18 protein-coding genes and 2 tRNA genes are annotated in these 22573 nt (G+C 67.2%); 10 read left to right on the top strand and 10 right to left on the bottom strand.

Features of this window, described 5'->3' with window-relative positions; genetic code table 11:
* Positions 1 to 8 precede the first annotated feature (8 nt).
* Positions 9 to 1682, bottom strand: coding sequence for a thiol reductant ABC exporter subunit CydC (cydC, locus tag N5E02_RS14070; RefSeq protein ID WP_188249607.1), 1674 nt, complete (start codon positions 1680 to 1682; stop codon positions 9 to 11).
* The gene (gene cydD, locus N5E02_RS14075; RefSeq protein WP_065178265.1) at positions 1679 to 3424 is read right to left on the bottom strand and encodes a thiol reductant ABC exporter subunit CydD; all 1746 of its coding nucleotides are present in this window, start codon (positions 3422 to 3424) and stop codon (positions 1679 to 1681) included. Before cydD ends, cydC begins: the two co-directional genes overlap by 4 nt.
* Positions 3425 to 3652: 228 nt before the next feature.
* On the opposite strand from cydD, the gene N5E02_RS14080 reads away from it, so the two are divergent.
* From N5E02_RS14080 to pgaD, 10 genes are all read left to right on the top strand, one after another.
* Entirely contained in the window at positions 3653 to 5242 is a 1590-nt protein-coding gene (locus N5E02_RS14080; protein WP_279946385.1) for a cytochrome ubiquinol oxidase subunit I, read from the top strand.
* A 15-nt stretch (positions 5243 to 5257) separates the two neighbouring features.
* Positions 5258 to 6409 carry a cytochrome d ubiquinol oxidase subunit II gene (cydB, locus tag N5E02_RS14085; protein WP_058982786.1) on the top strand — a complete coding sequence of 384 codons (1152 nt, stop codon included), beginning with the start codon at positions 5258 to 5260 and terminating at the stop codon, positions 6407 to 6409.
* A 58-nt stretch (positions 6410 to 6467) separates the two neighbouring features.
* Positions 6468 to 6584 carry a cytochrome bd-I oxidase subunit CydX gene (gene cydX, locus N5E02_RS14090; protein ID WP_021204639.1) on the top strand — a complete coding sequence of 39 codons (117 nt, stop codon included), beginning with the start codon at positions 6468 to 6470 and terminating at the stop codon, positions 6582 to 6584.
* 55 nt (positions 6585 to 6639) lie between these two features.
* Positions 6640 to 6716, top strand: a tRNA-Pro gene (locus N5E02_RS14095).
* A 140-nt stretch (positions 6717 to 6856) separates the two neighbouring features.
* Positions 6857 to 6933: transfer RNA gene (locus tag N5E02_RS14100), tRNA-Pro, on the top strand.
* A 221-nt stretch (positions 6934 to 7154) separates the two neighbouring features.
* Positions 7155 to 8360 (top strand): MFS transporter, encoded by a 1206-nt coding sequence (locus N5E02_RS14105; RefSeq protein WP_111097860.1) that lies wholly within the window; start codon positions 7155 to 7157, stop codon positions 8358 to 8360.
* Positions 8361 to 8704: 344 nt separating this feature from the next.
* Positions 8705 to 10732 (top strand): poly-beta-1,6 N-acetyl-D-glucosamine export porin PgaA, encoded by a 2028-nt coding sequence (gene pgaA, locus N5E02_RS14110; protein WP_111097861.1) that lies wholly within the window; start codon positions 8705 to 8707, stop codon positions 10730 to 10732.
* A gap of 1 nt (position 10733) precedes the next feature.
* Positions 10734 to 12620: a poly-beta-1,6-N-acetyl-D-glucosamine N-deacetylase PgaB gene (gene pgaB / locus N5E02_RS14115; protein ID WP_279946386.1), complete on the top strand. Its 1887-nt coding sequence runs from the start codon at positions 10734 to 10736 to the stop codon at positions 12618 to 12620.
* Position 12621: 1 nt separating this feature from the next.
* Positions 12622 to 13878: a poly-beta-1,6-N-acetyl-D-glucosamine synthase gene (gene pgaC, locus N5E02_RS14120; RefSeq protein ID WP_021204194.1), complete on the top strand. Its 1257-nt coding sequence runs from the start codon at positions 12622 to 12624 to the stop codon at positions 13876 to 13878.
* Positions 13875 to 14345 (top strand): poly-beta-1,6-N-acetyl-D-glucosamine biosynthesis protein PgaD, encoded by a 471-nt coding sequence (pgaD, locus tag N5E02_RS14125; protein WP_279946387.1) that lies wholly within the window; start codon positions 13875 to 13877, stop codon positions 14343 to 14345. The genes pgaC and pgaD overlap by 4 nt, the downstream gene beginning before the upstream one ends.
* Before the next feature lie 135 nt (positions 14346 to 14480).
* On the opposite strand, the gene N5E02_RS14130 is transcribed toward pgaD, so the two are convergent.
* The 8 genes from N5E02_RS14130 to N5E02_RS14165 form a co-directional block, all read right to left on the bottom strand.
* Positions 14481 to 15752, bottom strand: coding sequence for a glutamate-5-semialdehyde dehydrogenase (locus N5E02_RS14130; protein ID WP_279946388.1), 1272 nt, complete (start codon positions 15750 to 15752; stop codon positions 14481 to 14483).
* A complete protein-coding gene (gene proB, locus N5E02_RS14135; protein WP_065186042.1) occupies positions 15749 to 16906 on the bottom strand; it encodes a glutamate 5-kinase in 1158 nt (385 codons plus the stop codon). The genes N5E02_RS14130 and proB overlap by 4 nt, the downstream gene beginning before the upstream one ends.
* An 11-nt stretch (positions 16907 to 16917) precedes the next feature.
* Positions 16918 to 17181, bottom strand: a complete 264-nt coding sequence (locus N5E02_RS14140) for a YciI family protein (RefSeq protein ID WP_065178255.1) — start codon at positions 17179 to 17181, stop codon at positions 16918 to 16920.
* On the bottom strand, positions 17181 to 18476 hold the full coding sequence (argH, locus tag N5E02_RS14145) for an argininosuccinate lyase (protein WP_065178254.1): 1296 nt from the start codon (positions 18474 to 18476) through the stop codon (positions 17181 to 17183). The genes N5E02_RS14140 and argH overlap by 1 nt, the downstream gene beginning before the upstream one ends.
* Positions 18477 to 18496: 20 nt before the next feature.
* Positions 18497 to 19450 (bottom strand): N-acetyl-gamma-glutamyl-phosphate reductase, encoded by a 954-nt coding sequence (gene argC, locus N5E02_RS14150; protein WP_065178253.1) that lies wholly within the window; start codon positions 19448 to 19450, stop codon positions 18497 to 18499.
* Entirely contained in the window at positions 19447 to 20049 is a 603-nt protein-coding gene (locus tag N5E02_RS14155) for a GNAT family protein (protein ID WP_065186041.1), read from the bottom strand. The genes argC and N5E02_RS14155 overlap by 4 nt, the downstream gene beginning before the upstream one ends.
* Before the next feature lie 3 nt (positions 20050 to 20052).
* A complete protein-coding gene (locus N5E02_RS14160) occupies positions 20053 to 21381 on the bottom strand; it encodes an acetylglutamate kinase (RefSeq protein WP_065178251.1) in 1329 nt (442 codons plus the stop codon).
* A 76-nt stretch (positions 21382 to 21457) separates the two neighbouring features.
* Entirely contained in the window at positions 21458 to 22546 is a 1089-nt protein-coding gene (locus N5E02_RS14165; protein ID WP_139727395.1) for an acetylornithine deacetylase, read from the bottom strand.
* Positions 22547 to 22573 lie beyond the last annotated feature (27 nt).

A 22573-nucleotide genomic window follows, 5' to 3' on the forward strand; every position in this document is an offset into this window, starting at 1 on the left:
GGGTGTTTTCACGCTTCGCGCTCCAACACCCCATCACGCAACCGGTACTGCGCATCGACCACGCCTTCGGGCAGGTCGTCGTGGGTGATCATCAACAGGCTGCGCCCGTCCAGCAACCCGGAAAGGTCCTGCAACAACGCGCGTGCGGTATCCACGTCGAGGCCTTCGGTCGGTTCGTCCAGCAGCAGGATCGGCGCATTGCGCAGCAGCGCGCGCGCCAGTGCCAACCGCCGCGCCTGGCCGGCTGACATCGTCGCGCCGTTCTCGCCCACCCAGGCCTGCAGGCCGCCGTTGCGCTCGGCCCATTCGCCCAGACGCACGCGGCGCAGCACCGCCCACAACGCGGCGTCGCTGGCATCGGGATCACCAAGGCGCAGGTTCTCGGCCACGCTGCCGGCAAACACCGGCGCGTTCTGCGGCAGCCACGCCAGTTGCCGGTGCCAGTCAGCCTGGGCGAAATCACGCAGATCGCGGCCACCGTAGGTCAGCCGTCCCTGCTGCGGATCCCACAGCCGCAGCAGCAGGCTGGACAGCGTGGTCTTGCCGCTGCCGCTGTCGCCGCGAATCGCGATGCGCTCGCCCGGCGCCAAGGTCAGATGCAGGCCGGACAGCACCGGCCGCGCCGCACCGGGCCACTGGAAATGCACGTCATCCCACTGTACGCGCGCGGCCTGCGGTACCGGCTGCGGCGCCTGCGGATCGTCCACCGTCGGCGGTTGCTCGACGATGGCCTGCAACCGCTCGGCGGCAATGCGCCCGGACTGCAGCGACTGCCAGGCCAGGCCCATGCCGGCCCACAGCTCGATCAACGCCACGGTCAGGAACACCAGGCCCGCGGCCATCTCCGGCGCGATGCGCTGCTGTTCGGCCGCATGCAGGGCCAATGCCAGCATCGCCACCAGCCCCAGCCCGGCAACCAGACCGTGCAGCGTCGAGGCCGCGATCAGGCGCCAGCGGCGGCGGCGATCACGCGAGGCCAGCTGCTTGGCAGCTACGCGTACCTTGAGCTGCCAGGCCGCATCGGCGTGCAGCGCGGCCAGGTCACCCGCACCTTCCAGCCCTTCGAATGCAGCGGTACGCAATGCGGCACGATGCGCGGCACGGTCGGCCTCCTCGTCGTCATGGCCACGCACGCCCAGCCACGGCACGCCGAAGGCGATCAGCAGCGCCAGCACCGCCATCAGCACCGCAGCCGACGGCAGGATCAGTGCCGCCGAAACGATCGCGACCAGCGACAATCCGCCCAACGCCACCAGCGGCCCGATCGCACGCACCAGCAGGCCGTCCACTTCACCGATATCGCCGAGCAGGCGCGCCAGAAGGTCGCCGGTGCGCGTAGCCCCCAACCGTGCGGGTGCCAGCGGCAACGCGCGGCGGAAGAACCACACGCGCAGGTCGCGGGCGATGCGCAGCGTGGCGTCGTGGCCGACCAGCTTCTCGAAATAGCGGGACACGATGCGCGCCATCGTCAGCCCGCGTATGCCAGCGGACGGTGAAAAGAAGTTGAAGCCTTGGCCGAGGCCGGCCGCGCCAGCCAACGCGGCGGCGGTGAGGAAGCCACCGGACAGACCTAGCAATGCGGTGCCGGCCAGCATGGTGGTCCACAGCAGCAGCACGGTGAGCAGCAGGCGCGGCCGATGGCGCAGGAACACCGCGCGCAGCGAATCGGGCGAACGGCTCATGCGCGCACCGCCTGTGCCGGTTCCACCAGGCGGCCTTCCGGCAGCAGCAGGCAACGATCGGCCCAGGCGATCACCGCCGGGCTGTGGGTGGCGACCACCACGCTGCGGCCACGTGCATATGCGGCCAGGCTGCGCAGCAATGCCGCTTCGGTATCGGCATCCAGGAACGCGGTGGGTTCGTCCAGCAGCAGCACCTGCGGATCACGCAGCAGGAGGCGGGCCAGGCCGATGCGACGCGCCTCACCACCGGACAGGCCGAAGCCACGTTCGCCGATCACCGTATCCAGCCCCTGCGGCAGGCGCTGCGCAAACTGCAGTACCTGCGAAGCCTCGGCCACCGCGCGCAGGCGCGCATCGCTGGCGCCGGGATCGGCCAGGCGCAGGTTGTCGGCGATGCTGCCGTGGAACAGGTACGGACGCTGGCTGGCATAGGCCACCTGCACGCCGGGACGCACCTGCAGCTTGCCGGCACGCGGCGGCAGCCAACCGGCCAGCGCCTCCAGCAACGTACTCTTGCCGGACCCGCTGGGACCGACCAGGGCCAGGCGCTGGCCCGGTTCCAGCAGCACGTCCAGATCCTGCAGCACATCGTGCGGCGCGCCCAGCGGACGCAGCACTAGACCCTGTGCCCGCAGCGGCGGCAGCGCGGCCTCGGCCGGCTCCACCGCCAGCGGCGCGGCTTCGTTCTCGATCAGGCCCTGCTCACCGGGCAGCGACTGCAGCAGGCGCTCCACCTCAGCAGCGGCAGCCAGCGCATTGGCACGGTCGTGGTAGTGCGCGGCCAGCCGTCGCAGCGGCGCATAGAATTCCGGCGCCAGCAGCAGGCAGAACAGGCCCGCCCCCAGCGTCGGTACCGCTGCATGCAGCGACATCATGCCCAGATAGCTCAGCCCGAGGTACAGGGCGACCATCGCCACGCTGACCGAGGCGAAGAACTCCAGCACCGTGGACGAAAGGAAAGCGATGCGCAGAACCTTCAGGGTGCGCACGCGCACGCCTTCGGCAGCTGCCTCGATCCCCTCCAGCTCAGCCTCGCCGCGGCCATACAGGCGCAGCAGGCCCAGGCCCTTGATGCGGTCGGCGAAATGGCCGCTCATCCGCGCCAGCTCACCCAGCTGCGCGCGGCCGGCCGCTTCGGCCCCCCAGCCCACCAGCATCATGAAGAACGGTACCAACGGTGCAGTGAACAGCAGGATCAGCGCCACCACCCAGTCGACCCAGGCTACGGCGGCCAGGATCAGCAGCGGCACCACCACCACTTCGGTGCGTACCGGCAGGAAACCGCTGTAATAGCTCTCGATCGCATCAGCGTGATGCAGCATCAGTTCGCCCAGTTCGCCGGTGCGGCGCTGGCGCAGCCACAGCGGCCCCAGGCCAAGCAGGCGTCCGAACACGCGTTCACGCAGGGCCAACCGCGCGGCATCGGCCACATCACCGGCGGCGGCCTGGGTGGCGCTGCCCAGCAGCGTGCGCGCCACCAGGATCGCCGCCAGACCGCCCAGCACCGGCAACCCCGAGGCCAGCGGCGCGCGCTCTACCAGCACCTGCTGCACCAGCCAGGCGATGGCGGCCGCCTGGCCGATCAACAGGGCACCGGACAGGCTGATGCACAGTGCCGCCAGCCGCTGGCGGCCTCGAGCAGGCCGCGCCAGATCGGCCAGCCACGCGCTGCGGGCGCGCCGCTGGCGGGTCGTTTCGGCGTCCTGGGACAGGGCGACGGAGGAGGTTTCGGCAGCGCTCAAGGGGTCTTCACGGGCAACGGGGGAGACACGGCATTGTAGGCGCAGGCAATGGCCGGCCTCTGCGGCCAGCAGTCGCAGTCTTCATCAGGTTGGCATACGATCAACCGGGGCACCTGTTCATACATTGATCTGGATCAAGGCTGTTTGAAGTAGTCGGTCACATCATTCACGTCGTAGACCACCCTTCCCGCCACCTGCAACGGCACTATCCAACGAGGTAGCCAGGCCATGATTGATCAGACAGTCGTAGAACTGTCGCGGCTGCAATTCGCGCTGACCGCGATGTACCACTTCCTATTCGTACCGCTCACCCTCGGCCTGTCCTTCATGGTGGCCATCATGGAGAGCGTGTACGTGATGACCGGCAAGGAGATCTGGCGCAGGATGACCCTGTTCTGGGGCGTCCTGTTCGGCATCAACTTCGCCATGGGCGTCGCCACCGGCATCGTCATGGAATTCCAGTTCGGCATGAACTGGTCCTACTACAGCCACTACGTCGGTGACATCTTCGGTGCGCCGCTGGCCATCGAAGGCCTGATGGCCTTCTTCCTGGAAGCCACCTTCGTCGGCCTGTTCTTCTTCGGCTGGAACCGCCTGACCAAGGTCAAGCACCTGATGGTGACCTGGCTGATGGCGCTGGGTACCAACCTGTCGGCGATCTGGATCCTGGTCGCCAACGGCTGGATGCAGAACCCGACCGGTGCGGTGTTCAACCCGGAAACCATGCGCATGGAAGTGGTCGACTTCATGGCGGTGGTGTTCAACCCGGTGGCGCAGGCCAAGTTCGTGCACACCGTCAGCGCCGGCTACGTGACCGGTGCGGTGTTCGTGATGGCGATCAGTGCCCTGTTCCTGCTGCGCAACAAGCACAAGGACCTGGCCCGACGTTCGTTCGCGGTGGCCGCGGCGTTCGGCCTGCTGTCCTCGCTGTCGGTGGTGGTGCTGGGTGACGAGAGTGGCTACGCCGCCAGCGAACACCAGAAGATGAAGCTGGCCGCGATCGAAGCGATGTGGGAGACCGAGCGTGCGCCGGCCGACTTCACCGCCTTCGGCATCCCGAACCAGGACACCCACCAGAACGACTACGCGGTGAAGATCCCCTACCTGATGGGCCTGATCGCCACCCGTTCGTTGAACCAGCCGATTCCGGGCATCCTGGAACTGGTCGAGCGCGCCGAACACCGCGTGCGTGGCGGCCAGCTGGCCTACGGCGCGCTGGAACGCCTGCGTGCGAACAAGAACGACGTCGAAGCACGCGAGATGTTCGACCGCCACTGGCAGGACCTGGGCCACGGCCTGCTGCTCAAGCGCTATCGCGATGACATCCTCAACGCCACCCCGCAGGAGATCTCGCAGGCGGCGATGGACACGGTGCCGCGCGTGATGCCACTGTTCTGGACCTTCCGCGTGATGGCCGGCCTGGGCTTCTACCTGATCGCCTTCTTCGCACTGGCCTTCTACTACTCCTGCCGCAACAACTTCCAGGACAAGCGCTGGTTCCTCAAGCTGGCCCTGTGGACGCTGCCGGCACCGTGGATCGCGATCGAGTGCGGCTGGTTCGTGGCCGAGTATGGTCGCCAGCCGTGGGCGGTCGATGGCGTGCTGCCAACCTTCTATGCGGCATCGGGGCTGGCCCTGCATGAAATCGTGCTGACCCTGGCCGGCTTCACCGCCATCTACACCGCGCTGATCGTGGTCGAGATCAAGCTGATGCTCAAGGCGATCCGCAAGGGTCCGGACGAGCTGCTGCCATCGCTGCAGTCGCCCCAGCCGCATGCTTCCCACAATGCCTCGGCGCCGGTCGCCGGCCAGGCCTGAGGCAGGAGAACCAAGATGGATTTCATTCTTCTGGACTACACCACGCTGCGCGTGATCTGGTGGCTGCTGCTCGGCATCCTGCTGATCGGTTTTGCCGTGATGGATGGTTTCGACCTGGGCGTGGGCACCCTGCTGCCCTTCGTCGCCCGCACTGACGCCGAACGCCGCCGGGTGATCAACACCATCGGCCCGGTCTGGGAAGGCAACCAGGTGTGGCTGATCCTGGGTGGCGGCGCCATCTTCGCCGCCTGGCCGCCGCTGTACGCGGTCAGCTTCTCTGGCTTCTACCTGGCGATGTTCGTGATCCTGTTCGCCCTGATCCTGCGCCCGGTCGGCTTCAAGTTCCGCAGCAAGATGCCCAGCGAACGCTGGCGCAACACCTGGGACTGGGCGCTGTTCATCGGTGGCTTCATCCCGGCGCTGATCATGGGCGTGGCAGTGGGCAACGTGCTGCTGGGCGTGCCGTTCCATTTCGATGACAGCATGCGCATCTTCTACACCGGCTCGTTCTTCGGCCTGCTGATGCCCTTCGCGCTGCTGGCCGGCCTGCTGAGCGTGTCGATGCTGGTCGCCCACGGTGCCGCCATGCTGGTGATCAAGACCGACGGCGCGGTGGCCGAGCGTGCCGCCCGATTCGGCAGCATCGCGGCGATCATCGCCTTCGTGCTGTTCGCGGTGGGCGGCGCCTGGGTGGCCTTCGGCCTGCCGGGTTACCAGATCACCTCGCAGGTGGTTACCGATGGCGCCACCAATCCGCTGCTGAAGACCGCCGAACTCGGCGCCGCCGGTGGCTGGATGCGCAACTACAGCGCGATGCCGGCCACGATCCTGGCCCCCCTGCTCGGCCTGGCCGGCCTGCTGGCCAGTGCGGTGCTGCTGCGGGCCCGTCGTGGTGGCCTGGCCTTCATCGCCTCCGGTGCGGCCATCGCCGGCATCATCCTGACCGTCGGCTTCGCCATCTTCCCGTTCCTGCTGCCGTCCTCGAGCCAGCCCACCTCCAGCCTGACCGTGTGGGATGCCTCGTCCAGCCACCTGACCCTGTGGATCATGCTGCTGGCCACGGCGGTGTTCCTGCCGATCATCCTCGCCTACACCACCTGGGTGTACCGCGTGCTGAAGGGCAAGACCACCTCCGAAGAGATGGGCAACAACCCCAACGCGTATTGATTGCTTGCACGTGTGCCGACCAACGGTCGGCACCTACCCGGAATGAAGGAGACTGATCATGTGGTATTTCGCCTGGATTCTCGGTGCCGGCCTCGCCTCGACGGTGGCCATCCTCAACGGCATGTGGTTCGAAGCCCGCGAGCAGAACCGCATCGAGAACGAAAATCGTCGCTGAGATGTAAAAAGACCTTGCCGCCTTGGCCTTCACACGGTATCTTAGGCGGCTCCTTCGGGGTGTAGCTCAGTCTGGTAGAGCGCTACGTTCGGGACGTAGAGGTCGCAGGTTCGAATCCTGTCTCCCCGACCACTTCGGTGGTCGCATTGAAGCCTGGTGATGTCGCCCAGGCTTTTTTGTTCCCTGAAGTGGCACCGCTTTTGCGGTGTGAAGAAAACAGCGTTCACCCCTTGCCGCCATCGGGATGAATCGCTAGAATAGGCGGCTCCCTTCGGGGTGTAGCTCAGTCTGGTAGAGCGCTACGTTCGGGACGTAGAGGTCGCAGGTTCGAATCCTGTCTCCCCGACCACTTCGGTGGTCACCAAGAAGCCTGGAAGACATCACTGTCCTCCGGGTTTTTTTGTACCAGGCGCCAGGCCTCCCGCATGACGGGACCTTGCCAGGCAGCGCACGTACAATGGCCGCGCTGCCGGCCCGCCAGCAGCCCCTCCCCCACCTGCCGCTTCGGCGTAGACCGATGCCGGCGCTGCATGCCATTGCCCCGGCGTGCGACACCTGCAAGGACCACCGATGAGTTCCTCCACTTCCGATTCGCCGTCGCTGCTGCACGGTCGTGTCCTCGCGTTTGCCGCGATCCTGCTGGCAGCGGCCAACCTGCGCACTGCGGTTACCTCGATCACCCCGCTGCTGGACGTACTCGGCCAGCAGTTCGGCTTCGGCACCACCATGACCGGCGTGCTGGGCATGCTGCCGACCGCCTCGTTCGCGCTGTTCGGCGTGGCCACGCCGACGCTGGCGCGGCGCCTGGGCCTGGAGCGCACCACCCTGCTGGCGATGGTGATGGCGATGGCTGGCCTGCTGCTGCGCTCCAGCGCCGGCAACGTCGGCACGCTGCTGCTCGGTTCGGTGCTGGCACTGGCCGGCATGGGCATCGGCAACGTGGTGGTGCCGCCGCTGGTGAAGCGCTACTTCGCCAACAAGGTCGGCACCATGAGCACGCTCTACATCAGCGTGCTGCAGCTGGGCACCATGCTGCCCGCATTGCTGGCGGTACCGGTGGCCAACGCCGCTGGCTGGCGCGTGTCGCTGGGCATGTGGGCACTGCTGGCACTGGCCGCAGCATTGCCGTGGCTGGTTCTGGCCAGGCGCGCACCGAAGCCGCAGGCAGATGCCATCGACCCGACCGCACAGCCGCATGGGAAAGTCTGGCGCACCTCACTGGGCTGGAGCATGACGCTGATGTTCGGCATGACTTCGCTGATGACCTATTCGATGTTCACCTGGCTGCCACGCATCGTGGTCGAGGCCGGCGGCACACCGGCCTTTGGTGGCGTGATGGTGGCGGTGTTCTCGGCGCTCGGGCTGCTGCCGTCGCTGGTCATTCCATCCATGGCAGTTCGCATGCAGAACCCGTTTCCGCTGGTGCTGATCGGCTTCTTCTCGTTCGTGATCGCCTTCACCGGCCTGCTGCTGGCACCGATGAAGGCCCCCCTGCTGTGGGCGTGCCTGCTCGGCGTCGGTCCATCCACCTTCCCGCTGGCGCTGACCCTGATCAACCTGCGCACGCGCACCCCCACCGGCTCGGCGGCACTGTCCGGCTTCATGCAGGGCGTGGGTTACAGCTTCAGCTGCCTCGGGCCGTTCCTGGTCGGCTGGCTGCATACGGTCAGCAACGGCTGGACGCTCCCGTTCAGCTTCCTGTTCGGCTGCGCCACCCTGATGCTGTGCGCCTCCTGGGTGGCCTGCAAGCCGCGCAAGCTGGAAGACCTCTGGTAAGCCGCGCAGGGCCTTGCAACCGGCCCCACCTACCGCTCGTCAGCCCGTCTGCGCATTTTGACGCCGGGCTGACAATTCCGGGCGGATAGTGCCCACGAATGCCCATCCTTGCCGCGTGCCGGCATCGGGCATGGGGGCGGCAGCGCCGCCCAGGCCACCATTCGGTGTGCGGGGGACTCTCGTTTCAGACAAGACATTGCAGGTCGCTGTCCGGGTTTGTATCCGTCCTTGCTGGACGGGAATGCACGAAGGGAGTGACGCGGGCCACGGCCACGCCAAAAGCTGGCATGTGATATGCGTCACATTTCTCAGGTTGTCTGGTTCGGAAGCCAAGGGGGTCCCCAATGGTTGTCCACCGCCGGCTGGCGCTCTGCGTCGGCCTTGCCTGTACCGTCCTGGCCTGGGCCAGCAGCGCTGCCCCGCCTGACCGCGAGGCGGCCCTGGCCGAGATCGGCCGCTACCGCGACCAGGCCCGCTGGCTGGATGCCCTCGGCGCGATCGAGCGCGCCAGCCAAGAGCGACCCAACGACGACCTGCTGTTCAAGCTGCGCGTACTGACCCTGGGCGACATCGGCAACGCCTGGCGCGCCTGGGAGCTGTACCAGCAGCGCCCGCAGCTGTTCGACGCTGCACAGAAGCAGCGCATCGAAGGCGACTACCTGGCCAAGCGGGTGGTGTGGAGCCTGGCCTACAGCAGCAGCGAAGACAGCCGCCTGGAAGAAGCCGAATCGACCCTGGCGCGCATGCAGCGCTACCTGGGCAGCGAAGGCACCCCGCCCGCGCAGGCGCCGCTTCGCGTCCGCATGGACCGGCTGATCCTGCTCAACCGGCTGGGCCGCCATGCGCAGGTGCGCGAGGAAGCCCGCGCACTGCAGGCCGAAGGACATGCCCTGCCCGACTATGTGCTGCCTGCGGTCGGCGATTCGCTGATGGGCACCCTGCACCCGGAAGAAGCCATCCCGGTGCTGCAGGCGGCCGTCGCTGGCGATCCGGCGCGCGACGCCTCGCATTCGGAACTGGCCTACGCCTACCTGGAAAGCGAGCAGCAGGAAAAGGCGATCGACCTGCTGCAGGCATGGCGCGACAAGGAACCAGCGTGGCGCTGGAGCAATGGCAAATCCCCATACGCGAACTGGTCGCGCTACGAAGCTGACCTCAACCTGGCGATGGTACGCGCCTACAGCGGTGACCTGCCCACCGCGCAGCGCGACCTGGAATCAATGGTGGAGATCGCACCGGGCAACGGTGGACTGCAGAGCGCGCTGGGCAGCGTGTACATGATGCGCGGATGGCCACGCATGGCACTGCAGCGCCAGCAGATGGCACATGCGCTGGACCCTCGCGACATCGAGCCGCGGCTGGGCATGGAGGAGGCCTACGTCGCCCTGCAGCGCGATGACCTGGCAAGGCCACTGCACGACGATCTTGTCGCACGCTACCCGACCCAACCCGCCGTCGAACGCATGGACCAGGCCTGGCGGGCGCATCGCGGTTGGCAGCTGAAGGCATGGACCGACATTGGTCGCAGCTCCGGCGGTGGCGGCACCTCGCCGCTGGGCAACAACGACCGTCACTACGGGGTCGAAGTGCAGACACCGGTACTCGACGACCGCTGGCGGTTATTCGCCTTGGCCGACAGGCGCTCGGTCGACTTCCAGGACCAGCGCATCGACCCGCTGTGGCTGGGCGCGGGCGTACGCTACCGCTTCGGCCAGCTGGATGCGGAAGCGGCGGTACTGCGCGCCAACGACCACATTGGCGATACCGGCCTGCGCATCGGCGTGGGTTGGCAGTTCAACGATTACTGGCATGCCGGGCTGGTGGCCGCACGCAATGACCCGGAAGCCTCGATGCAGGCGCGCGTGGCGGGCATCACCGCTGACAGCGTGAGCGCGCAGGTCGACTACCGGCGCAGCGAGCTGACCCACTGGATGTTCGGCGCCAGCCGCTTCCGCTACGACGACGGCAACCACCGCGAGCTGTTCAGCACCAGCATCGAACAGCGCCTGCTGACCCGCCCGCGCTGGTTGATCGACGGCCTGGCCAGTGCCTACACCAGCCGGGGCAGCCGCGACGACGCGCCCTACTTCAACCCGAAGCGCGACCGCATGGTCGAGATCGGGCTGCGCATCGACCAGCAGCTGTGGCGGCACTACGAGCGCCACTTCCGGCACCGCCTGACGGTCTCGCTGGGTGACTACTGGCAGGACGGCTTCGGCAGCGCTCTGGTCCCTTCGGTGTCCTACATGCACGAATGGCAGCTGGGCCAGGGCCGCGTGTTCGAGTACGGCGTGCGCTGGTCGCGGCCGGTCTACGACGGCCACCGCGAGCGTCATATCGGCTTCGAAGCCGCACTGCGCTGGGGAGAGTGACATGGCCCGCATCCTGCGACTGATCGTGCTCCTGCTGCTGGCCGCCACGCCGCCGGCGTTCGCGCAGCAGGCCCTGCATCTCGATGCCACTGACAACGGCCTGCTGATCCTTAGCTACCACGACATCCGCGACCGGGTCGCGGCCAAGGGCGATGCCGATACCTATGCGGTGAGCACGCAGAACTTCGCCGCACACCTGGACTGGCTCGGCGCGCATGGTTATCACCCGGTCTCGCTGTCGCAGGTGATCGACGCCTCCCAGGGACGCGCCACGCTGCCACCGAAACCCGTACTGCTGACCTTCGATGATGGCCTGCGCAGCGTCTACGACAAGGCGTTCCCGCTGCTGCAGGCGTACCGCTACCCGGCGCTGGTGGCAGTGATCACCGATTACGTGGACATGGCACCCGGGCGCACGATCGACTATGGCTACCGGCCGTTCGGCCACGATGACTTCGTTACCTGGGCGCAGCTGAAGCAGATGCACGACAGCGGCCTGATCGAAGTGGCCAGCCATACCGACGACCTGCACCACGGAGTGCTTGCCAATCCGCAGGGCAATTCGACGCCAGCGGTGGTCACCCGCATCTACCGGCCGGCCACGCGCAGCTACGAGACTGAAGCGCAGTATGGGCAGCGCCTGCGCACCGACCTCGCGCGCAGCGTGCAGCGCATCGAGCAGCACCTGGGCGTGCGCCCGCGCGCCATCGTCTGGCCGTACGCGGCCTACAACCAGTTGAGCAATGACATCGCCGAACAGCTGGGCATGCCGGTGTCCTTCGATCTGGAGGGCCGCAGCACGCCGGTGGCCAGCGACCTGCATGGCCTGGCGCGCTTCCTGGTCAGCGACAACCCGACCGTGGAAGGCCTGGCCTACGAGCTGCGGCGCGACGTTGCGCTCGACGGCATCCGCGCGTTGCAGGTCGACCTGGATGATGTATACGACCCGGACCCGGCGCAGCAGGGGCGCAACCTCGATGCGCTGATCGAGCGGGTCAAGCGCATCTCGCCCACCCACGTCTACCTGCAGGCGTTCGCCGATCCGGACGGCAACAACACCGCCGATGCACTGTACTTCCCCAACCGGCACATGCCGATGCGCGCGGACCTGTTCAGCCGGGTCGCCTGGCAGCTGAAGTCGCGCGCGGGGGTGAAGGTTTACGCATGGCTGCCGGTGCTCGGCTTCGAGCTGCCCGACCCCGTGCAGCGCAAGGCACTGGCGATCCACAACGGTGATGCCGACGGCATGTACCGGCTGGACTTCACCAATCCGAAGGCACGCCAGATCATGCTCGACATCTACGAGGATCTGGCCGTCAATTCGTATTTCGAAGGCCTGCTCTTCCATGATGATGGCTACCTGCGCGACACCGAGCTGCCCACCTTGTCGGCCGGTACGGACGGCAGCGCACGCACACAGGCGCTGATCGACTTCACCCTGGCCCTGCGCGACAGTGCGCAGCGTTGGCGGCCGAAGCTGGCCACGGTGCGCAACCTGTACGCGGAGCCGGTGCTGCGTCCGCAGAGCGAGGCCTGGTTCGCGCAGCGCCTGGACCTGTTCAACAAGGCCTACGACCAGACCGCACTGATGGCGATGCCGTGGATGGAAGGCAGCAGGCATCCGGAACGCTGGCTCGACCAGCTGCTGGCCGCGGTGCGCGCGCACGATCCCCAGTTGCAGCACACCCTGTTCGAACTGCAGACCGTCGATTGGCGCAGCGGGCAACCGATTCCCGCCGAGCGGCTGCGCGCGCAGATCCGCCAGCTGCAGGCGCAGGGCGTGCACCACTTCGCCTGGTACCCGGATGACTTCATCGCCGGCCAGCCTTCCACCCATGATGCCCGCGCGGCGATGTCCGCCGGCAACTTCCCGTACCCGGAGAAGTGACATGGACATGCATCCGCTGCTGCAGGTCCTGTTCCAGTTCGCCTTCTACTACCCGATGGTGATGGCGTTCTTCTGGATGTCGGGCGGCCTGTATTACTACTTCCGGCGCGAACGCCATTCGCGCCCACGCAACGACCCGCCGCTGATGGTCGATCCACCGTTCGCGAGCCTGCTGATTCCCTGTCACAACGAGTCCGCGAACCTCGACGACACGCTCGGCGCGGCGCTGGCACAGCGCTATCCGGCCGACTACGAGGTGATCGCCATCGACGATGGCAGCAGTGATGACACCGGCGCCCGGCTCGACGTGCTGGCGGCGAAGCACCCACGGCTGCGCGTGCTGCACCTGGACCGCAACCTGGGCAAGGCCAATGCGCTGCGCATGGGTGCACTCGCCGCGCGTTCGGAGTACCTGGTGTGCATCGATGGCGACGCGATGCTGGAGGAGCACGCGCTGCACTGGATGATCTGGCACCTGGTGAGCGGCAACCGGGTCGGCGCGGTGACCGGCAATCCGCGCATCCGCAACCGCTCCACCCTGCTCGGACGCCTGCAGGTGGCCGAGTTCTCGTCGATCATCGGCATGATCAAGCGCGCGCAGCGCGTGTACGGGCGCATCTTCACCATCTCCGGAGTGATCGCAGGCTTTCGCCGCACCGCCCTGCACCAGGTCGGCTGGTGGTCGGACGACATGGTGACCGAGGACATCGACATCAGCTGGCGCCTGCAGCGGGCGCATTGGGACATCCGCTACGAACCCAACGCGCTGTGCTTCATCCTGATGCCGGAAACGCTGAAGGGCCTGTGGCGGCAACGGCTGCGCTGGGCGCAGGGTGGCGTGGAAGTGATGCTGCGGCATGCGCGTTCACTGCTGCACTGGAAGGAGCGGCGCATGTGGGGCGTGCTGCTGGAGTACGTGCTGAGCGTTATCTGGGCCTACACCATGTTGTTCATCGTGGTGCTGTGGGTGCTGGGCAAGCTCATCGACATGCCGCCGCAGCTGTACATCGCCAGCCTGCTGCCGCAATGGCATGGCGTGATCCTGGCCCTGGTCTGCCTGATGCAGTTCGCCAGCAGCCTGATCATCGACCGTCGTTACGAAACACAGATTGGACGCAACTACTTCTGGGTCATCTGGTACCCGATGGCGTACTGGCTGATCAGTCTTTCCACCACCCTGGTGGCGTTGCCGAAGACCCTGCTGCGCCGTCGCAGCAAGCGCGCCACCTGGACCAGTCCCGATCGGGGGATCCGATGAACGCACAACGCCCGTCCAACCGCTTCGACTCGCGGATGATCCGCAAGCCGCATCGCCAACCACGCTTCCAGCGCACCGCCTGGGGCTTCGTCACCCTCGCGTTCTGGGGGTTCTACTTCTACCTGTGGGCACCGTTGGTGACCCTGTTCTCGTGGCTGATCGGCGGCCAGCTGGCCTGGCAGCAGCTGTACGAACGGCAAAGCCAGTTCGACCCCTATGTGCTGGTGGCACTGCCGCTGATGCTGCTGTGTGCCAGCGTGCTGCTGATCGGCTGGGCCGAGTACAACCGCGCGCGCTTCCGTGGCCACGAGCGACGCCTGCCGCGGCCACTGGCCAGCCTCAATGAAGTCGCGGCCGATCTGGGTGCCAGCACCGGCCTTGCCGAGCGCCTGCTGGGCTGCAAGGCCGCCACGCTGCACATGGACGATCACGCGCGGCCGATCGGTATCCGCCGCGAGGTGGGGTGACGCCCCGGTAGTCGCCGACCCGGGTCGGCGCTTGCTTTGGTAGCTGCCGATCCTGGTCGGCGCTTGGGCCTGGTGGGCGCCGACCTTGGTCGGCACCGGGGTCTACCGCGAAGTGCATCCGCGCATCGCGTGGATCTATTTGCGCGTCTGCCCTTCGCCGCGCACAACAAATCGTTCGACGGTGAGTGCTTCCAGGCCCATTGGGCCGTACGCATGCAGGCGCGTGGTGGAAATGCCGATCTCGCTGCCCAGGCCCAGCTGGCCACCGTCGGAGAAGCGCGACGAGGCATTGACCATCACTACCGCCGAGCGCAGCGCAGTGACGAAGCGCTCGGCATGGCCGGCGTCTTCGGTGGCGATCACTTCGGTATGGTCGGAGGTATAGGCACGGATGTGCGCGATGGCCGCCTCGAGGTCATCAACCACGCGCACGGCCAGCACCAGGTCGAGGAACTCGGCAGCGTAGTCGTCTTCGCTGGCGGCGGTGCTGCCCGGCAGCAGCGGCTGCGCGCTCGTGTCGGCGCGCAGCTCCACGCCACGCTCACCGAGCGCCTGCGCCACGCGCGGCAGGAAGGCTTCGGCCACATCACGATGCACCAGCAGGGTTTCCAGCGAGTTGCAGGCCGACGGACGGCTGCACTTGCCGTCCACCAGAAGGTCGATGGCTTTGCCGAGGTCGGCGCTGGCATCCACGAACAGGTGGCAGACACCCTTGTAGTGCTTGATCACCGGCACCCGCGCATGCTCGGCAACGAAGCGGATCAGGCCTTCGCCGCCGCGCGGAATCGCCAGATCGATCAGTTCATGCAGCTGCAGCAGTTCCAGCATTGCTTCGCGGCGCAGGTCGGTCAGCACGGTCACTGCCGCCGCCGGTACGCCATTGGCCTGCAGGGCGCCGGCCAGCGCCTGGGCGATGGCGGTGTTGGAGTGGATCGCTTCGGAACCACCGCGCAGGATCACGCCATTGCCGGCCTTCAGGCACAGCGCGGCCGCTTCGGCGGTCACGTTCGGGCGCGCCTCGTAGATCATCGCGATCACGCCCAGCGGCACGCGCACCTTCTGCACGCGGATGCCGTTTGGACGCACATCGTCGCGGGTGATCTGGCCGACGGGATCGGGCAGCGCGGCGACCTCTCGCACGGCTTCGGCCATCGCGAACAGGCGTGCCGGGTCCAGCGCCAGGCGGTCGAGCATGGCACTGCCAATGCCTTTCTCGCGCGCAGCCGCAAGGTCGCGCGCATTACCGGCCAGGATCAGCCCGGCATTCACTTCCAGTGCCTGGGCCATCGCCAGCAGCAGCGTGCGGCGCGTCGCACTGTCGAGGCCGGCAACGGTCTGGGCCGCGTCACGGCAGGCACGCGCCTGCGCTTCGATCTCGCTCATCGGTGTGTCCTTCAAACCGGTCATGGCAGCACCAGATCGTCGCGATGGACGACGCTGCCGCCGTAGTTGTAGCCGAGCACGGCCTCGATGTCGCGCGAATGGCGGCCGGCGATCCGGCGCACATCATCGGCCGCGTACTGGCTGACGCCGCGCGCGACGCAGACACGGCCCTGCGGCGCGTTCCAGCACACCTGCACCATGTCGCCACGGCGGAACACGCCCTCTGCACCGGTGATGCCACCGGGCAGCAGCGAGGCGCCCTTCTCGCGCATCGCCTGTGCCGCACCGGCATCGATGACGATCACACCCTCGGCCAGCGGTGCATGCCGCAGCCAGTGCTTGCGGGCGGCCTCGCGGCTGCGTGCGGCATGGATGCGGGTGCCGAACAGGCGGTCCTGCGCCAGCGCGCGCACCACGTCACCGCTGCGGCCATTGAACAGATAGGTTTCGATGCCCAGGCGTCCGGCCTTCGCCGCCGCCTCCAGCTTGGTGCGCATGCCGCCGGTACCGGCGCGCGAGCCGGCGCCGCCCGCCATCGCCAGCACCTCGTCACCCAGTTCCGGCACGTCGTGCAACGGCCGCGCATCGGCCACGGTGCGCGGGTCGGCGCTGTACAGGCCATCGATGTCGGTGGCGATGAACAGCGCATCGGCGTCGACCAGCGCCGCCACGGTGGCAGCCAGGTTGTCGTTGTCGCCGAGCTTGAGCTCATCCACCGACACGGTGTCGTTCTCGTTGACCACCGGCAATGCGCCCAGGCGCAACAGTTCACTCAACGTGGCGCGTGCATTGAGGTAGCGGCGGCGGTTGCGCAGGTCGTCGTGGGTCAGCAGCACCTGCGCCACCGGGCGCTCGAAGAAGCGCTGCCAGAGCCCGATCAGCTGGGCCTGGCCGAGCGCGGCCAGGGCCTGCCTCGCCGCCATCGCCGCGCCAGGCTCATCGGCCCGAGGCAGGATTGCGCGCCCGGCAGCGACCGCGCCGGAAGATACGATCACCACCTCGCGCCCGGCCAGGAGATTGGCCGAGACGAACTGCGCCAGGCCCAGCGCGTGGCGTGGCGACAGGCCGCCGCCATCGGCTGCCAGCAGGCTGCTGCCGACCTTGAGCACCGCACGCCGCCACGGCGGCAGCACCTGTTCGGGGAACGGCGAGGCGACAAGGGCAGCGTGCTGGATCATCGGTCAGGCTCTCAGCGGGTGTTCCATTCGTGCACGGTCAGGTCGGAGGCCTGCATCGTCACCAGCGGATCGGTGGCGACGATGGCCCGCGCCTGCGCCAGGCTGTCCACGTTGCACAGCACGTAGGCGCCACCGCTGCCATCGGCGAAGCCACCGGTCAGCTGCAGCTTGCCCTGCGCCTGCAACGCATCGAGGAAATCACGATGCGGCTGCACCGCTGCATCGTTGAAGTCCGGCCGGCGCATCGCCAGCACCAGATACACCGTGGCCGCCATCAGGACAACGCCTGCCAGCGCGCGCGAAGTTCGTCCAGGCGCAGGTCAGCGGCCGAGCCCGGCGATACACGCGCAGCCAGGCTGCCTTCCGGCGTGCGTCCCTGCCCTGCACTGTCGGCACCGGCCGCAGCGGCCTTGTAGGCCTCGCGGAACGGCACACCGGCCACGGCCGCTTCCACCGCCACGTCGGTGGCATACATGCCCGAATCGATCGCCGCACGCAGCCTGTCGTCGCGCCATTCCAGGTTGGCCAGCAGCGCCGGCAGCAGCTCCAGCGCGGCCAGGCCACGGCCGAAGCCGTGGAAGATGGCACCCTTGGACGACTGCAGGTCGCGATGGTAGCCGGACGGCAGCGACAGCAGCTGCTCGATCTCGGTGCGCGCAGCGGCGACGCTGGCGTGGGTGGCGCGCATCAGCTCGATCACATCCGGATTGCGCTTGTTGGGCATGATCGAACTGCCGGTGGTGTACTGCGCCGGCAGCGCGACGAAGCCGAACTCGGCGCTGGTGAACAGCGACAGGTCCCACGCAATGCGGCGCAGGTCCAGCGTGGCGCCACCGAGCGCTTCCAGTGCAGCCAGCTCGAACTTGCCACGCGACAGCTGCGCGTAGATCGGCGAGATCTGCATGCGCGCGAAGCCCAGCGCGGCGGTGGTGTGCTTGCGGTCCAGCGGCAGGTTCACGCCGTAGCCGGCAGCGGTGCCGAGCGGATTGGCATCGACCAGTGCATGGGTGTCACGGGCGCGGATGGCGTTGTCGATGAAGGCCTCGGCCCAGCCCGCCCACCACATTCCGGCCGAGGACACCACGGCACGCTGGATGTGGGTATAACCGGGAATCGGCAGGTCCTTCTCGGCCTGCGCGCGGTCCAGCGCGACCTTTGCCACTTCGGTGCTGAGCTGGGCAACGCGCTGCAGCTTCTCCTTCAGCCACAGGCGCGTGGCGACCAGGATCTGGTCGTTGCGGCTGCGGCCGGTGTGGATCTTGCGACCCGCATCACCAAGGCGTTCGGTCAGGCGCGCTTCGATCGCCGAGTGGCCATCCTCGTACTGCGTATCCAGCACGAAGCGGCCTTCGCGGAAGTCCTGCGCCAGGATCTCCAGTTCGCGCAGAAGTCCGGCAAGCTCATCGGCACTGAGGATGCCGATGTGCTGCAGGCCCTGCGCATGCGCGGCGCTGGCAGCGATGTCATGCAGGAAGAACTCGCGGTCGAGGATCACGTCGTCGCCGGCGAGGAAGGTCTGGATCTGGGCGTCGACGGCGACGCCGGGCTTCTGCCAAAGAAGGTCTGCCATGGGGGCTCCGGAATGCGTGTTCAGTGCGGGATCGACGTCAGTTCGTCGATGCCCAGCGCGAGGTTGAGGTTCTGCATGGCCTGGGTGGCCGCGCCCTTCAGCAGGTTGTCCAGCGTCGCCACCACGACCACGCGCTTGCCGCCCGGCGCGAGCGTGAAGCCACCGACCTGGGCACCGTGGCGGCCGGCGATGCGGCTGACCCACGGCGCTTCGTCCAGCACTTCGATCAAGGGTTCACCGGCATAGGCCTGCTGGAAGCGCTCGACGATCTGCTCACGGGTCTGCACGCGGTTCAGCCACAGGTTGGCGGTCAGCGTGATGCCACGGAAGTGCGGCGCGACGTGTGGCATGAACTCGACCGCCACGCCCAGCTGTACGGACACCTCGCGCTCGTGCACGTGGTTGGTCAGCGCGTAGGGCATCAGGTTGTCGGCCAGCAGTTCGACGTTGTTCTTGTCCGACGGCGTAGTACCGGCACCGGAGTAGCCGGAGACACCGAAGCACTGCGGCGGACCCGCCAGCAGGTCCAGCAGCGGATGCACCGCCAGCTGCATCGCGGTGGCATAGCAGCCCGGGTTGCTGATGTGCTTCTGGCCGTTGTACCGGCCGCGGGTCAGCTCCGGCAGGCCGTAGTACCAGCTGTTGTCGAAACGGTAGTCGGCCGAGAGGTCGACGATGACGGTGTCCGGCTTCGCGGTTTCAAGCGCAGCCACGAACGGCGCGGCCAGGCCGTTGGGCAGGGCCAGGATCACCGCGTCCACGCCCTTGGCCGCCACCGCATCGGCGTCCAGGTTTTCGTACTGCAGCTCGCCCTGGAATTCCGGGTGGTGGTCGGACAGGCGCTGCCCGGCGCGCTCGCGCGAGGAGACGAAAGCCAGCTTCAGCCGCGGGTGGGCGGCCACCAGCTTGATCAGCTCGGCGCCGGTATGGCCGCGGGCACCGACGATGCCCAGGGTGAAGGTCGAATCGTTCATGCGTGACTGTCCAGGCGGTACTGCAGGTGGCGCTTCACGCCCTGCCATTCCGCATCGATGATGGAGAAGATGACGGTGTCGCGCGGCGTGCCGTCGGCGTGCCGCTTGTGGTTGCGCAGCACGCCATCCTGCTTGGCGCCGAGGCGGGCGATGGCGGTGCGCGAGGTGACGTTGAACCAGCTGGTTTCCAGCACCACGCTGATGCAGCCCATGGCCTCGAAGGCGTGCTGCAGCAGCAAGAGCTTGGCCTCGGTGTTGGCGCCGGTGCGCTGCACGCGCGGCGTGTACCAGGTGTAGCCGAGGCTGAGCTTGGGCACGCTGGCATCCATGTCGTAGAAGCGCGTGCTGCCGATGATGTCACCGGCGGCGTCGCGGATCACGAACGGCAGCACCTTGCCTTCGGCGTGCGCCTGCAGCGCGGCCTGTACATAGTGCTCGACCTGCTGCGGTGACGGCACCTGGGTGTACCAGAGCTGGTCCAGGCCGCTGCCTTCGAGGGCAGCGCGCAGGCCGGGGACATGCTCAAGCTGCAGCGGCTGCAGCGCCACGTGCTGGCCGCGCAGGGTAGGCACCGTGTTCCAAACGTCAGGATTGGTCATCGCTCAGCCCTGCAGGCTCGGTGCGCGCTGCGCGCAGTGGTCGACATAGGTCTTGATCCGGTCGATGCCATCGGCGCCGAACCAGAACACTTTCCAATGGTCCTGCTTGTAGCAGCCATCGGACTCGGCGTAGTAGAAGTGGTTGATCGGGTTGCCGTGGCGCGAGCGCCAGAACAGCTGCGGTGTCTCCTCCAGCATCACGTTCCAGACCGCGCGGCCCAGGCCTTCGCCCTGCGCGTCGTCGAGCACGGCGAACTTGTCCAGGTACACGCCTTCGGCCTCGTCGGTGAGGATCACCGCAGTGCGGTAGTTCTCGCTGACATAGGCACGCAGCAGCCTGGTCTTTTCGAAGTAGTCCGGCACCAGGGTGCGGCCGAAGCTGGATTCGATCAGGCCCTTCAGCCGCGGCAGGTCGAGCTCGCTCCAGGCGGTGGCGCGCAGTACTTTCTCACCCTTGCGCACCAGCGTGCCCGAGCCCTTGTGGGTGAACAGTTCCTTGGCCAGGTCGGCCGGACGCGTGATCGACACCGACGATTCCAGCGGCAGGCGGTCGAGCAGGTCCTTGATCTGTTCGATCTTCACCTTCATGCCACCGTGGATCCACGGCTGCGCGATCAGGTGGTCGTATTCGGTGGACAGGTTGATCGAATCGATCACGTTGCCCGCCTCGTCCAGCAGGCCACCGGTGCCGGTCAGGAAGATGATCTTGTACGGCTGCAGCTCCTGCACCAGCTCGTTGGCGGCGAAGTCGGCGTTGACGTTGAGGATCTGGCCACCGGCGGTTTCACCCAGGCTGGTGATGACCGGGATCGAGCCGGCACGCAGGCTGGCCTCGATCGGTGCCAGGTTGACCTTCTTCACCTCGCCGACCAGGCCGTAGGTGTCCACGTCCAGGTACTCGGCCTCGAACACGCCACCGGTGATCGAGGTGGCACGTGCGCCGTTCTGCTGCAGCGCCTCGACCAGGCGCAGGTTGGACTGCTGGAACACCCGGCGCACGATCGCCAATGCTTCCGGCGAAGTCACGCGCAGGCCGTTCACGGTCTGCTTCTCGATGCCGGCCGCCGACAGCTCGGCATCCAGCTGCGGGCCGGCGCCGTGCAGCACGATCGGGGTCAGCCCGACTTCCTGCAGGAACGACAGCGAAGAGGTCAGCGCGTCGAGATCGTCGCGCAGCACCGCGCCGCCGACCTTGACCACGGCGAAGCGCTTGGCATCCAGCTGCGAAAAGCGCTTGAGGTACTGGCTGATCTCCTTCGCGCTGGCCATGCTGGAAAGCAGGCGCACGATGGTCTGGCGGGTCTGGCGGTGGGGCTGGAGGGCAGGAGACATTTCGGTTTCGTCACAGGCGGCGGTCGCCGCGTTGCAGTTCCGCCATGCCCGGGGCATGGCGGCGTTGTGGGGTCGATCAGGCGCCGGCGGTGATGATCCGGTGCACGGCGTGGGTATAGCGCTGCAATTGGTCCAGCGTCACGAACTCATCGGCGGTGTGTGCCTGGGCGATGTCACCCGGGCCGAATACCAGTGTGGTATAGCCAGCGGCCGAGAACAGCGACGCCTCGGTCCAGAAATCCACGGCATTGCCGATCGGCAGCTCAAGCGCGTCGGCCACATCGCGCGCCAGCAGGCGGCGGTTCTCGGCCTCGGCGATGTCACCGGCGGGCAGGCTGGGACCACGGAACGTCTCGGTGAACACGGCGGCTTCCGGCTCGGCGAAACCGGCGAAGGTCGCCAGAAGGCCATCGATGTCCATCGACGGCAGCGGGCGGAACCCGAAGCGCACCTCAGCAGCCGGTGCGATCATGTTGGCCTTGATGCCGCCTTCGACGCGGCCGATATTGAAGCGCAGGCCGGTCAGTCCGCCAAAGCGCGCCGAAGCCAGCGATTCCACATGATCCAGCGCGCGGTTTCCCCAGCGCATGGCCTGGTGCAATGCGCTGGCGGCCGCATCCTGCTTGCCCGAGGCGTGCCCTGCCCGCCCGGCGAACTGCATCAGCACCGAGCTGATGCCACGATGCGCCAGCACCGCTTCGCTCATGGTCGGTTCGGCCACGAGTACGGCTTCATACGGCAGGCCACGGGCCAGGAACGCGGCGATGCAGCGCGGGTCGTTGGCTTCTTCGTCGCTGGAGAACAGGAACGCGGCGTCGCCATCGCTGGCGTTGGCCGCCGCCACCAGTGCAGCGGCGGCGCCCTTGATGTCACACACGCCCAGGCCGACCACACGGTCGTCCAAGCGCCGCATCACATGCGGATCGGCACTCCAGTGCGGCGAGTCCGGTACGGTATCCAGGTGCACGTTGAACAGGTACTTCGGCGTCCCACGCACGGCGTACAGGCTGACCGCACCCGCGCCATGGTCGATCACCTCGACGTTGAAGCCAGGCAGGTTGTCGCGCAGGTAATCGAAGATGCCACCGGTGGTGATCGCACGCGGCGGGTTGCGGGTGTCGAACGACACCAGAGCCTGCAGGTGATCGAGCGTCTGTTCAAGCATGTGTCTGAATATCCGTAGGGTTTGAGA

Source organism: Stenotrophomonas sp. GD03777 (assembly GCF_029842485.1).
Classification (GTDB): domain Bacteria; phylum Pseudomonadota; class Gammaproteobacteria; order Xanthomonadales; family Xanthomonadaceae; genus Stenotrophomonas; species Stenotrophomonas sepilia.

Excerpts from the sequence above, each read along its gene's own strand:
- cydC (WP_188249607.1), bottom strand. The coding sequence starts at position 1,682 with ATGAGCCGTTCGCCCGATTCGCTGCGCGCGGTGTTCCTGCGCCATCGG.
- N5E02_RS14080 (WP_279946385.1), top strand. The coding sequence starts at position 3,653 with ATGATTGATCAGACAGTCGTAGAACTGTCGCGGCTGCAATTCGCGCTG.
- cydB (WP_058982786.1), top strand. The coding sequence starts at position 5,258 with ATGGATTTCATTCTTCTGGACTACACCACGCTGCGCGTGATCTGGTGG.
- cydX (WP_021204639.1), top strand. The coding sequence starts at position 6,468 with ATGTGGTATTTCGCCTGGATTCTCGGTGCCGGCCTCGCCTCGACGGTG.
- N5E02_RS14105 (WP_111097860.1), top strand. The coding sequence starts at position 7,155 with ATGAGTTCCTCCACTTCCGATTCGCCGTCGCTGCTGCACGGTCGTGTC.
- pgaA (WP_111097861.1), top strand. The coding sequence starts at position 8,705 with ATGGTTGTCCACCGCCGGCTGGCGCTCTGCGTCGGCCTTGCCTGTACC.
- pgaB (WP_279946386.1), top strand. The coding sequence starts at position 10,734 with ATGGCCCGCATCCTGCGACTGATCGTGCTCCTGCTGCTGGCCGCCACG.
- pgaC (WP_021204194.1), top strand. The coding sequence starts at position 12,622 with ATGGACATGCATCCGCTGCTGCAGGTCCTGTTCCAGTTCGCCTTCTAC.
- pgaD (WP_279946387.1), top strand. The coding sequence starts at position 13,875 with ATGAACGCACAACGCCCGTCCAACCGCTTCGACTCGCGGATGATCCGC.
- N5E02_RS14130 (WP_279946388.1), bottom strand. The coding sequence starts at position 15,752 with ATGACCGGTTTGAAGGACACACCGATGAGCGAGATCGAAGCGCAGGCG.
- proB (WP_065186042.1), bottom strand. The coding sequence starts at position 16,906 with ATGATCCAGCACGCTGCCCTTGTCGCCTCGCCGTTCCCCGAACAGGTG.
- N5E02_RS14140 (WP_065178255.1), bottom strand. The coding sequence starts at position 17,181 with ATGGCGGCCACGGTGTATCTGGTGCTGGCGATGCGCCGGCCGGACTTC.
- argH (WP_065178254.1), bottom strand. The coding sequence starts at position 18,476 with ATGGCAGACCTTCTTTGGCAGAAGCCCGGCGTCGCCGTCGACGCCCAG.
- argC (WP_065178253.1), bottom strand. The coding sequence starts at position 19,450 with ATGAACGATTCGACCTTCACCCTGGGCATCGTCGGTGCCCGCGGCCAT.
- N5E02_RS14155 (WP_065186041.1), bottom strand. The coding sequence starts at position 20,049 with ATGACCAATCCTGACGTTTGGAACACGGTGCCTACCCTGCGCGGCCAG.
- N5E02_RS14160 (WP_065178251.1), bottom strand. The coding sequence starts at position 21,381 with ATGTCTCCTGCCCTCCAGCCCCACCGCCAGACCCGCCAGACCATCGTG.
- N5E02_RS14165 (WP_139727395.1), bottom strand. The coding sequence starts at position 22,546 with ATGCTTGAACAGACGCTCGATCACCTGCAGGCTCTGGTGTCGTTCGAC.